Raw genomic sequence first — 12,500 nt, 5'->3', positions numbered from 1 at the left:
AAATTTAATACGTCTTTCAAGCAAATCCTATACGGAAGGTTTTTATAAAAAGGCGAGAATTGACTACGACCTCCTCGCTCAACACAATCAGGGCCTTGTCTGTTTGACGGCTTGTCTTGCGGGCGAAGTCAATCGGAAGATTCTGGAAGGAAAAATCGAGGAGTCTTTTCAATTAGCCGGAAAATTAAATGAGATCTTCCGTAAAGAGGATTTTTATATGGAAATCCAAAACCACGGAATTCCGGAACAGATGACTGTGGCAAAACAAATCTACGACTTTGGAAAAAGAACCGGCATTCCTCTAGTAGTCACAAACGATTCTCATTTTCTAAAAAAAGACGATCAAGAGGCTCAGGATATTCTTCTTAGAATCGGGATGCAAAAGCGTATTACGGACCCGATGGAATTCGGATTTAACGGAGAATTCTACGTAAAGAGTCCGGATGAGATGGCGAGGGTTTTTCCCGAAATCCCGGAAGCTTTTTATAATACATTAGAAATTAGTAATAAAGTGGATTTGAAACTTCAATTCGGAAACTATCTTCTCCCCGAATTCGAGGTTCCGGAAGGATACGACGCCGATTCTTATCTTGAAAAATTGATCTGGGAAGGGATCGAAAGAAAATACCCTAATCTTTCTCCGGAAATCAAAGATAGAGTCGTTTTCGAACTCAATACGATTAAGAATATGAAGTTTGCCGGTTACTTCTTAATTGTTCAGGATTATATCAATTATGCAAAAAGAAATGGAATTCCTGTCGGCCCGGGGAGAGGTTCTGCCGCTGGTTCCATCGTAGCTTACGCGCTCGGAATCACGAATGTGGAACCTCTTCAGCATAATCTTCTTTTTGAAAGATTTTTGAATCCCGATCGTAAGGATATGCCTGATATCGATACCGATTTTTGTGTGGAACGACGGGAAGAAGTTATCAATTACATTCGCAGAAGATACGGGGAAGAAAAAGTCGGCCAAATTATCACGTTCAATTCTCTCGCGGCAAAAGCCGCTCTCAAAGACGTTGCTCGCGTCTTGAATCTTCCTTTCGGAGAGGCGAATGAGATGACCAAAGCATTCCCGAACAAACTCGGGATGTCCATCGCAGAAGCGCTCACAACTTCTTCCGAATTGAAAAACTTTTCTGAAAAAGACGATATCAATCATAAGATCTTTGCCATCGCTCAAAGACTTGAAGGAAATTATCGTCAGCCCGGAAGACACGCTGCCGGTGTTGTGATTTCCCCTTACCCATTGGAGGAAGTCGTTCCACTTTCCACGGTTGCGGAAAAAGAAAGACCAGGCTTTCGATCCATCGTGACCCAATACGATAAAAACAACTTAGAAAGTATCGGTTTGATTAAGATGGATATCTTGGGTCTGAAAAACTTAACGACCTTGGACTACGCGATCAAGCTCATCGAACGGAGAAGAGGGGTTCGAATCGATCTCGACGAAATTTCTTACAATGACGCGAACACATATGCGCTTCTTAGAAAAGCGAACACACTGGGTATATTTCAGTTAGAATCCACGGGAATCACCGATCTAGTTGCTAAAAGCCAAGTGAATAATTTTGACGAGATCGTCGCTTTGATCGCATTGTATCGTCCCGGTCCTATGGGTGAAGGAATGTTGGACGAATATTTGGATCGTAAATCCGGAAGAAAACAAGTCGCGTATCCGCATCCTTCTTGTGAACCGATTCTGAGAGAGACGTTCGGAGTTCCCGTTTATCAAGAACAAGTGATGAGTATCTCTCGAGTTGTCGGAGGATTTTCAGTCGGAGATTCGGACGTATTGCGAAAGGCAATGGCAAAAAAGAAAGCCGATCTTATGGAAAAGCTTAAATACCAGTTCGTAGAAGGGGCCGTAAAACAAGGCATTCAAGAAAAGGTTGCAAAGGATCTCTTCGAACAATTGGAAAGATTTGGCGGTTACGGATTCAACAAGTCTCATTCGGTGGCTTATGCGATCATTACGTATCAAACCGCTTATTTGAAAGCGAACTATACGATCGAATATCTTACCGCACTTCTTGCGTCGGATCACGGTAAGACAACTGATATCGTAAAATACATTAACAACGCGAGAGAGATGGGAATTCGAATTCTCAATCCGGACGTTTCCGAATCGCAAGCTTCTTTCAATGTGATCGACGATACCACGATTCGGTTCGGACTTTCCGCAATGAAAGGTGTGGGTGAGGCCGCGGCAAACAGCATTATCGAAGCAAGGAATAAGGCCGGAAGTTTCAAAACTCTTCAGGATTTCGCTCTGAACATAGATACGAGGTTGATTAATAAAAAGGTTTTTGAAGCTCTCATCCAAGCGGGAGCTTTGGATTCTTTTGGATACACTCGGAAATGTCTTTTCGAATCCGTAGACTCCATTCTTACTTTTGCTCAAAGAGAGCAGGAAAGGGCAAACGAAGGACAATTTTCTCTTTTTGGGGGAACGGAAAGTTCTTTTACGCTCAATCTTCCGAAAGACGCGCTCGAATGGGAAATTGACGAAAAACTCAAACGGGAAAAAATGGTCGCCGGGCTTTATCTCTCCGGTCATCCGCTTGACAAGTACGAAAAACAACTGAAAAGTTTAAAGACGATTCCGATTGAAAAATTCGATAACTTGAAATCGGGAAGTAAGGTGGAAGTTGCCGGAATTATCTCTTCCAAGAACATAAAACTCAGCAAACGAAACGAAGAATTCGCAAATTTCAAACTCGAAGATCGAACCGGAGAGATCGAATGTGTCGCATTCGCAAAGACGTATCAGAAATATAAGGAATTCATAAAAGAAGATCAGGCAATCTTTATCAAAGGGGACTTGGATAAAATCGAAGTGGGAGATACGGAACTCCGCGGACAGGTTAAAGTCAACAGTATCGAAATTTTAGATGATGCGACGATTGAAGATAAACTCGAAAAATCACTTCATCTTCGACTGGAAGAAAGACACACAGAAGATCCAGAACTGATTCCGAAATTGTACGCTTTACTTGCCTGTTATAAGGGAGAATCTTCCGTTTATTTTCACATCGTAGAAAATCGGGAGGAAAAGAGAGTTATTCGTGCTCACGATACGTATTCGATCCAACCGATCAACGAACTCTTTCTCCGATTGGCGGATCTTTTAGGAGATCGTTCCGTTTTTTACTCCGTTGGGGAACAGCTTAAAGTAATCAATAAAAATCAGGTTGCGGGTAACGTAGGTTGATCGTGGGAATTCTTTGGAGCAAGTTCCAGAAGTTAAGAACTTGTTCCAAAACTTCAGAATGTATAGAAACTTCAATAGGAATTTGGAAAACGAAAAAAACGATTCGAAAATTTATAAACTCCCCGCTCATTTATATCTCTTTCAATTTTGTCGGAGGAATTTGGCCTGATCGTTCGACGAAACGGAATCTGAAAAATTTCTATTATTAAAACATAGCCGATAGTTTCTGATGGGTTATTTATAAAACGAACGGATTTATACCCGTAAATTCTAAGCAGAAAAAAGAAAAGATAAAGTCATTAGATTTTCTTAACGGAACGAACTCGACGAATCGGGTTTTCTAATTTTTTTGAACTGAATTCAAGTTCGTTTAGAGCCTGCTCACATAAAAGGTAAAACTTCTTTCATTCATGTTTCCTCTAAAATCCCAGGCGACTATTTTGATTGTATTTTCGCCGGACTTTAAATTCAGATTTCCGATTAAATACTGGTCTTTATGATAAAGATTTATAAAGGAAAATCCGTCCGGATTTTTCCATTCGGAAGAATAATACTGCAAGGCTCCGAAATCGGCGGATCGAAGCGTTTCACCGTTTAGAAAATATTGAACCTTACTGACTCCCCTTCTTTGGGATTTTTTTTCTCCTGCATCTACGATCGAAACCGTAAAAGGAAATTCTCTTGAGAGGTTGATATTATCACCGTCATTAATGTTTGTAAACTTTCCGTTCACATGAACCAGTAAGCTTGAGATTTCAGGGGGAGTGTTGTCTGGAATTGGAGAAAGAAATTTCATAGGATCCAAAATTTCTAACCCGTATTTACGAAGCACAACAAAGTGAAGGTGTGCTCCGCTTGAGTGACCGGAATTGCCACTGACTCCGATTTTATCACCCGCTTTGATCCAATCAGATTTTAATAATTTAGAAATCCTGCTATCTTTCAAGTGGTAATAAGCGGTGAAATTTCCGGATCCATGGTCCAACCAAACCGAATTTCCGGTTCCCAGTTCGTCTTCGAAAGGATGGTCCTCCGTATAACGGCTGTACAAAACCTTTCCATCCCCCATTGCGATTACGGATTCGTTTATGGAAGAAATATCCATTCCATTGTGGAAATGATCTCCCCTGGATTCTCCAAAGGTGGAGGTGATTTTGTTTTCTAGTTGATCGGTTTTAACAGGGACGAGATAATTTATTACTTTATTATTTTCCGCTTCCATGCTCAGATGGAACGCGGTCCAGGCGACAATAAAGAGAAATTTTTTCATGCGGGACTCAAACCTAAGTGCAAGTAACTCATACAAAATGAATTTGTCAAAAGATAAAACTATAGATCTCATTTCTCGGTGCGGAGATGGAGAGGAAGAAGCGCTCAGGCAATTCTTCGAAATTTATTCGGAAGATATCTACAATTTTCCAATGAAGATTTTTCATCTAAGCGAAGACGACGCTGGGGATTTTTTTATCTATGCATTTGAAAGATTAAAAACCGGATCCCGTTTTGGTAGCTTTAAGGGGAAATCTAGCTTTAGAACCTGGTTTTATTCGGTTCTTAGGAATATGTTGATTGATTGGCAAAGGACCAAACGAGAACTTAAAGTTACCAATCTCGGAAAAATTAGCAAAGAAGGAAAAGAATACGCAACTATTGAGGATGAACCGGATACACGCCCTGAAATGCAGGAAGAAGCGAGTGAATTTTCCGATCGATTCAACCAGGCTCTCGAAGAAATCGGAGTCGATAAACGGGTCATTTTTAAACTTTCCTACATTTATTATTTAAACTTAAACGAAGACGAAGTTCAATATCTTTTAGAAAAAACGGGATTATCCCCCGATGCGCTTAAAGAAAAAATTCTTCATCTCCGATCGGAACTTTCCAATCGGGAAGAGGAAAATATTAGGATGGAAGACAAGATCACCACTCTTTATTTGAATATACTTGAGCTAAAGGAAAAACAGCAAAATACGGCCAAAATTGCACCCATTCTTCCCATGGAAGTGGATAAGACTTCTCACGCCTTGAAGAAAAAATATGAACAGCGTAAGAAACTTTTGGAAAAGAAAAAGAAGGGGCATTTTTTAGCAAGAACCCCTTACCGTGAAGTTGCGGATCTAATTGGAATTTCGGAAGGGAACGTAAGCGTTACTTTACTCCGTTTAATTGAAAAAATTCAGAAAAAGCTGGATTTTAGTGATTTAGATTTTTAGAAATTTCCGTCTTTTTATGCTATTGGAGAACAAAATGGATTCGGGATCTGAAATAAATCAAAAAAACGAGCTTCTGCTCTTACTTTTAAACGGAGAAAAGATCAATGTAGATACAGACATAAAACTACAGAATCAACTCATCCAAATGGAAGAATCGATCCAGGCTGGTATCAGTGCTTCGACTTTGTCGTACCTGGACGAAGCCTCTAAAAAAGGAAAGTTTTCCGAGCTTCAAGAGGCGATCGATTTACAAAAGGTGGATTTGGCAGGTTATCTAACAAAAGACATACCGGAATATTTGAAACGTTACGTCTCATTGGAACTTACAAGGAAATCTCCATCCAAGGAGTCTATTGTAGTAAAATTGGGAAAGTCCGGGGCCCGAATCTTTGAAAGTCTCGTAGAATCGCTTCAAATTAACACAAGAGTAGATTATGCGCCTTCCATGCGTTCGGCTTTGACGAAAGATCCTTCCGAATTTGTTGTTTTTGAAGAAAAAGTTTTCGATAATTCGAAATTTACATATCAATTGGTTCAAGAAACCCCTGAAACAGCATTTTTGAGTGTTAAGATCGAATCACCGGATTCTAATTCGTTTCAAAGAGTAAATCTTTATAAGGACGCGAGATTTATTCTTTCTAACCAATTCAATAACGAAGGAATCGCTAATTTTTCCGGACTTAGGGAAGGAAAATACACGGTAGAATTTCAAGGGAAAGAAAATTCCAAATCGTTGGATCTTTTTATTCTTTTGGAAGCTTAAAACCGGAAAAATAACTCTTCGGAAAGAAATTTCCAAGATTGTATGAAATCAAAATTCCGGTAAGGGAATTTCCTTTTTATTTTTCCAAACAAAAAGAATTCTGGAAAAAAACGTTCCAGTGTTACAATTTGATCCTGGATTTTGAACTATGTTGAACCTGATTATAGATAGAGTCGGAAGTGTAAACGTATTCAACATATTAGATACGTCGGGAAGCGGATCGGAGTCGCATCTACAATCCACCATTGATGAAGATCTCATTCTAGAATATATTAAGGAAATTGAAAATTTAGTCCGCGTTTCCAATGCAGTAAATTCCAAAGGGATGAGTCACAAAACTTTGGAAACTGAAATTCTTCACGAGCTGAAAATTCTCGGAGAAACTTTCTACGATCAGTTCTTTCCCGCTCCGATTCAAGAAAAACTGAGACTTACAACGGAAAAATACCTTCACTTGAACATGGATCCCAAACTTGGAGTCATTCCTTGGGAACTTTTACATGATGGAACTTGTTTTTTGTCGGATAAATTTTTTATCGGAAAAACGGTTCGAGGAGAATCGAGTCAGAACGTTTTTAAAGAAAAAGAAAAATTAAGGATGCTTATCGTTGCGGATCCCACGGAAGATCTGGAATGGGCTCAAAAAGAGGGAGAACAACTTTTTAGGGTTCTTAGCGAACAAGTTTCCGCTTCCCGATTGGAAATTGAGTTCATTGGAGGAAGGCAAGTGACGAAACTAAAATTGCTTTCTTTGATCAAAGGTAAGAATATCATTCATTACTCCGGACATCTTTATTTTTCGGACGATCCTTTGGAAAATGGATGGCAAATCTCCGAAGGAAAGATCTTAAAAGCGAGAGAAATCAAAAATTCGGGATTTAATACCGATTTGGTATTTTCGAATTCTTGTCAATCCAACTCGAATGTGTCTAGAACTCTCAATTCCGATTTGATGAATAATTTTGCCGGGGCCTTTTTGATGTCCGGGATCAAAAGTTTTATCGGAACCAATTGGGAGATCGTCGATAACCAGAATACGATCGATTTTACGATTCAGTTTTATACGTATCTGTTTGGTGATAGAAGTATCGGAGAATCTCTTTTCTTAGCGAAAGAATACGCAAGAAGAATTTTCGATACGAACGATCTTACGTGGACTAACTATTCTCTGCATGGAATTCCAAATCAACAAGTAATAGTGGATCCGACCAAAGGAAAATCGATCCAAAAAATTATCAATCCTACTCTAATTTCAAAATTTTACCCTTCAAATATTGCCGCTTCCTATCATAATTTCACTCAAAAACAGAAAGAGGAAACCGAATCTTCTTTTGAATTGATTCAGTCTTTGATTTTTTCATTTGAAGAATTTTCCAAAATCATCGGTGGAATTATCTTCAGTGATCACCAGTATCACTCTTTGGGAAAGTATATCCCGAATAACCCGGACGACGCGGTGGAAATCAAGAAATGGTGGGAATTGATTTATCAATGCCTTATGGATTTTAGAAAACTTGAGATCAGTCCGCTTATCAGCAATATTCAGGAAGTTCTTCAAGTGAACAAAGATACGATTCAAAAGATGATTCAATGGATTGAACTCTATAGACGCGGACAAATTTTATCGGATTCTGCCGACGGTTATCTAATCTCTTTTCAGTATTATTACGAAAATCTTCTGATGGAATTGGAAGAATTGGAAAAGACAAGTATCTTTCTAGTTTCTACGAACTCCAACAATCACCTTTTCTTTCGCGGAATAAAACCCGAAGCTTCTTTGGTAGTCGCTCCGGTGGTCAAACAGGATTATATCGGGGAGCAGATAGAAAAATTCCGTGGTAAAGTGATCGTGTTCAATGAAAATAGAATGACGATCATTCCGATGCTTTGTAACGTAATAGAAAATCCTGAAACTAAGGATTTGGAACTCAGTTTTCCGGGTTTCAAATCGGAAAAAAATTCCATTCAGAATATTTAAAATACTTTGAGTCTTTGTCAACCCGGAAGGGGTAATTTTTCATGCGGATCCTGTTGTGGGATTTTCAATTTGGATCTGAGTTTCGATAAAATTCGAAAATTGATCTTCGAAAGGACAGAAGAATTTAAAAATTCCGTGGACTTTCAAAAACCTTGGACGATGGCCGAATATCGAAAGGTTCGAGAAAAAAAAGAAGTAACCATTCGGAGAAAAGACGAACTCGTCTATAATTGCCCTTTTTTGGGAGCTTTCGGAAAAAGAATAGGATGTATGATTCATCCAGTTTTCAGCGGAGACCCTCTCAGTCAAAATTATTCCTTTTACGGTTCTTCGATCTGTCAAGGTTACGAATGCAGAAATATGGAGCGCAAAAGTTCTAAACTTTGGGAAGATCTTTTGGGTGAGATGAAGTTGGATTCGTTTACTTATTCGGCAATTGCTTCCGATTATGAAACTATCGACTTAATCGAAGAAACTTTTTCTCAAAAAGGAATTTCTATCCAGGAACTGTTTCAATCCAAGAAAGAACTTTTAAAGCGACTGATTCAAAGAAAAATCGACCAAAACGTAGCAATGATGAATACTTCTTTTGAAATCTCGATGGAAGAGAAAAAAAAATCCGCACAGGAAAGATTGATTCAAAGATTAAGCCTTGCTTCCGCTACAGATTTATCAAACGAAATTGATTCTTAAGGGTTTTGTTCTTGTGATTTTTAGAGTTTGGAAATGATAAAATCCTTCCTGTATCTAAAAACACAGGAAGGAAAATAATTAATGTTTAGCCGCAGTTTCTGCTTTTGTCTTTGAAGATCCGTTCAAAGGAATCTTTGTAGATGAAACACTTTGACTAACTTTTGATTTGACTTCCTCTACCTTCGAGTTGACTTGTCCTGCTACGCCTTCAACCGAATGAAGAGCGTCTTCTATATATTTTCTAAGGTTTTTGGCAACCTCGGATTGATCTTGCGCTCCTTTGGAGGCAAGATCTTTGAATTCTTTTTCAACTTTCAGGAGAATGCTATCAGCTTGCTCTCGGAGTGATTTCGCAGCCCCAATGGCAAAGTTAAGCGCTTCCTTGATTTCTTTTTCCATAAGCTTTTTTCCTCTATTTTTCTGCACTGTGAATAGACCAAAATTATGCGGCGCACAATAAAGTGTCAAGTGGTAATTAAAATAAATAAATGGAGATTATGGTACTATAATTTGAAAACTTTTGAAATATATATGAGGAATTTGGCGCAGAATGGAAAGAGGGTTTCATTTTTAAGGGAGCCTCTAAAAACGTCCTGTTAAAGATTGTTAAATGAAACTGAATCCATGAAATTCGCTGATGAATCCCTTTCAAAAAACGTTAAACGACTTATTTAGGGTCATCTTTGACGTCCCGAAAAAGAATCAGGCATAACTTGCCCCTGATAAAAAAACAAATCGACGAACATTGTAGACGAAGTTGCTCAGAAACATCTGCAACTGGGCTCTCGCTAATCCGCGACATCGAATTCTTTTTCCTCCAAAGGATTGAATGTCTGCAAAAACGTGTTCTACCCTCGAACGAACTTTCGATAAATGTTTATTAAGAATTTTTGAATCTTCGGAAAGCGATTGGTTCCGTTCCGCTTCATACTTTCTAATTCTTCTCGATAGTTTTCAAAATCTATTAACTCTTGAAGTTTTTTAATGGGTCCCTAAGTTTTCTATCTTTTGGATACGATTCTGGGTTTCAAATAGTTCAAAATTATTCATTGTCTAATTTTTACATACCAATGTTCGTTGGGTACTTCTTTTTAACCGGGTTTTTAGAGGTTCCCTATAATTTAACGGATGTTTAACGTAAGAAAATTCGGAAATATTTTCGTTTATAACGCCGTTTTCTCCTTAAAAAAGACTAGGTTCTTAACATGTGAACTTCATCATGTTAGTTTGGGAGATAACCTGTAAATATGAGTCCAAAACAATTGATTCAAGAAACTCTAAAATATTTTGGAAAGGATAGAAGACTTTTAAAAAAAATAATTCAAGGCTTTAGTTTTGATGGTAAGAAAACAAATGAATGGAAAAAAAGAATTAAAACTTGCACGACGCATCCTTTTACGATTCGAAATAACATTATTGATTGGAATGTAAAATGCATTCGGGATAAAAATTATCGCCAAATACAATGGGATTATTTAGGAGATTTGTCTTGGAATATTAAAATTTTATTAAATTCAAATATTCAAAGCGGATATGATTGGGATAAAAAACTTGCGATAAAGTGTCAAGAAGCCAGAATTTTCGAAATCTACGTCAATTATATCATCCCGGCCTATACCATAAACCTGTACTATATAGTTTACAATAAAAAAGAAAATTATTATGAATTCGGAAAAATAATCAAAACGGAAAAACACGAAAAAAGAATCATAAAAAACATTACAAAACTCTTTGATACTTTAGGGTATTTTCATGTTTCGGAAGAACTTGCTTCTAAAAAATACAAAGGTTTATTTTCTGACTGCAATTCAGAAGGCAATGCGTCTTTATTCGATTGTTTGTTTAGTGATATTTATGGATATCAAATTGGAATAGAAAAATTTTCGGACCCGAATCACGTATCTTTACACCCGACAGGAGCAATAATTCATTGGCATGAATATTACGATTTGAAGAGAAATTTTTTATATCGAGAAGAATATCAACGTTTAAAATCAAAGGACGTATTATTGTTAACGACGGATCAAACTGGACATATCACGAAAGTAAATGTTCGGAGAGACATAGGTAAGCTTAAGCATAGAGGTTTTGAACTTGATATACTCAAAGTTTTTAAAAAACGTAATTCAAATTTGTCTCAAAACTCCCCAAAAAAATCATAGTTTAACGTGAGCAGGGTCGTAAGAAAATAAAAAGAATTTTCTAAAAGTGGAAGTTCCTGCTTTTAAAATTTGCTCGTAAAATCGCGATTTGTTGTAGTTCCCACATTTTAAGAATCAATTTACAGAGTTCAAATTCCAACTTCCTACAGAAAGATGAATCGTGGATTTCTTACGCCGAACTCATGTTAGTTTATTGAGAGTTCACAACAAATGCAGTAGTTCTTGTTCTTACGGATAATGATTTTCAAATCAATTTTTGCTGTTTTACCGATCCCTATAAAATAGAGTACCGTTAATTTGAGTATAAATCCCACGTTTAGACGCAGAATTTTGGACACTCTATTATGTAAATATGAGTAATAATTCCTTATATAATAAAGTTTTTGAAAAATTCCATAGAGACGATTCACAAAACTGCTTCAATCGACCATTTCTTTTATGTTGGATTTCTAATATATAGAACTGTTACGTTTTCTTAAAAATCATCTCAAAAGTTTTCTGAGTTGTCTTGAGATGACTTTTAAAGAGATTATAAACCTTTACTGGAAGCAAAGTCGAGAACCCAGGTATTTATCGATAAGATCGTAAAAAGAAGAACCACAAAAAGAGTAACTCCTACGACTGCGAACACAATAAAGATCGTATTTCGAATCACTCTAAATTGAAGATAACTTACGGATAAATTAACATTTCCGGTGTAAGTTAGCTCTTCGTTTTTTCCCATTCTAAAATAATTGCGAATGTAAAAAGCCATCATCAACAAAAGGAGAACGATCAGTAGAATTCCGAACTCGAACGAATAATGCTTTTGTAAAAGAAAAATCGGAATGTAAACCAAATTTCCCAGAAGGATTCCCGCCAACATGATTCCCCCAAAATGAAACAACATGGGAACCCACGAAATTCTCGAAGAAGACGCGGATTGAAATTCTCTCTCCTCTCCGTCTTGTATGGTTTGAAAAACGTTAAAGCGATCAGCTTCTTTCTCTTCGTAAACTTTCGAGATCATAAAAAGCATATAGATTAATAAAATCGTTAATACGAATAGAAAAACAGACGAAATCGCCCCAACTATGGGAGTTTGCGATATGCTTCTCAAAGGATGTTGAAGAGACATTAAAACGGGAAGAATAGAAATCAAATACAAACTTCTGTTTAAATACGTATAAAACCACGCCTTATAATAAAGGGCTAAAAAGGAAGTAATGGAAAGTAATATTAAAAATCCGTAAATAAACAACATTATCTTCTGTCCGAGAAGAATTCGGCTTATCCTATCTACGGTCGCTTCGAGTTGTGCGTCGGCCGGAATCGTTTTTTCGTTTAATTCTTCCATAACTGCGGAAGTGAGTCGGATTTTCGAAATTAGTCCTCTTTCAATTCCCCATTGCGGAGCCAATTCTCTTCCAGACCCCTCTAAAAGAACTTCCATGGAATCCATGTCTTTAGGATCGTAAAAGATCGGCTCGAAAGACAT

Annotated in this window: 10 protein-coding genes (2 of these 10 cut by a window edge); 6 read left to right on the top strand and 4 right to left on the bottom strand. The window is 37.5% G+C overall.

What is annotated here, in order from left to right; all coding sequences use genetic code 11:
• Positions 1–3,214: the 3' portion of a DNA polymerase III subunit alpha gene (gene dnaE / locus FHG67_RS18215; RefSeq protein WP_016761187.1), read on the top strand. The gene continues 305 nt to the left of window position 1, outside the view; only the last 3,214 of its 3,519 coding nucleotides appear in the window; its start codon lies beyond the left edge, outside the window; it ends in the stop codon at positions 3,212–3,214.
• Positions 3,215–3,584: 370 nt separating this feature from the next.
• On the opposite strand, the gene FHG67_RS18205 is transcribed toward dnaE, so the two are convergent.
• Positions 3,585–4,484: a M23 family metallopeptidase gene (locus FHG67_RS18205; RefSeq protein ID WP_004497138.1), complete on the bottom strand. Its 900-nt coding sequence runs from the start codon at positions 4,482–4,484 to the stop codon at positions 3,585–3,587.
• A 37-nt stretch (positions 4,485–4,521) separates the two neighbouring features.
• On the opposite strand from FHG67_RS18205, the gene FHG67_RS18200 reads away from it, so the two are divergent.
• The 4 genes from FHG67_RS18200 to FHG67_RS18185 all read left to right on the top strand — a co-directional run bounded on the left by FHG67_RS18200 (position 4,522) and on the right by FHG67_RS18185 (position 8,861).
• A complete protein-coding gene (locus FHG67_RS18200) occupies positions 4,522–5,427 on the top strand; it encodes an RNA polymerase sigma factor (RefSeq protein WP_010577212.1) in 906 nt (301 codons plus the stop codon).
• A gap of 34 nt (positions 5,428–5,461) precedes the next feature.
• Positions 5,462–6,190 (top strand): hypothetical protein, encoded by a 729-nt coding sequence (locus FHG67_RS18195; RefSeq protein ID WP_002556183.1) that lies wholly within the window; start codon positions 5,462–5,464, stop codon positions 6,188–6,190.
• 148 nt (positions 6,191–6,338) lie between these two features.
• Positions 6,339–8,168, top strand: a complete 1,830-nt coding sequence (locus tag FHG67_RS18190; protein WP_004500013.1) for a CHAT domain-containing protein — start codon at positions 6,339–6,341, stop codon at positions 8,166–8,168.
• A gap of 6 nt (positions 8,169–8,174) precedes the next feature.
• Positions 8,175–8,861 (top strand): hypothetical protein, encoded by a 687-nt coding sequence (locus tag FHG67_RS18185; protein ID WP_016758843.1) that lies wholly within the window; start codon positions 8,175–8,177, stop codon positions 8,859–8,861.
• 78 nt (positions 8,862–8,939) lie between these two features.
• On the opposite strand, the gene FHG67_RS18180 is transcribed toward FHG67_RS18185, so the two are convergent.
• Complete coding sequence (locus tag FHG67_RS18180; RefSeq protein WP_004497525.1) at positions 8,940–9,260, bottom strand: phasin-related domain-containing protein; 321 nt, start codon at positions 9,258–9,260, stop codon at positions 8,940–8,942.
• A gap of 303 nt (positions 9,261–9,563) precedes the next feature.
• Positions 9,564–9,749: a transposase gene (locus FHG67_RS18175; protein ID WP_232423639.1), complete on the bottom strand. Its 186-nt coding sequence runs from the start codon at positions 9,747–9,749 to the stop codon at positions 9,564–9,566.
• A 359-nt stretch (positions 9,750–10,108) separates the two neighbouring features.
• On the opposite strand from FHG67_RS18175, the gene FHG67_RS18165 reads away from it, so the two are divergent.
• A complete protein-coding gene (locus FHG67_RS18165) occupies positions 10,109–11,023 on the top strand; it encodes a hypothetical protein (RefSeq protein ID WP_142499872.1) in 915 nt (304 codons plus the stop codon).
• A 529-nt stretch (positions 11,024–11,552) separates the two neighbouring features.
• On the opposite strand, the gene FHG67_RS18160 is transcribed toward FHG67_RS18165, so the two are convergent.
• On the bottom strand, positions 11,553–12,500 hold the 3' portion of the coding sequence (locus FHG67_RS18160) for an LIC_10230 family protein (protein WP_016759090.1). The gene runs 60 nt beyond the window's last position; only the last 948 of its 1,008 coding nucleotides appear in the window; its start codon lies off the right edge, out of view — the gene reads right to left on this strand; its stop codon occupies positions 11,553–11,555.

The organism is Leptospira weilii (assembly GCF_006874765.1).
Classification (GTDB): Bacteria; Spirochaetota; Leptospiria; order Leptospirales; family Leptospiraceae; genus Leptospira; species Leptospira weilii.
The sequence above is the reverse complement of the archived record's forward strand: the minus strand, read 5'-3'. Positions and strand labels throughout refer to the sequence as shown.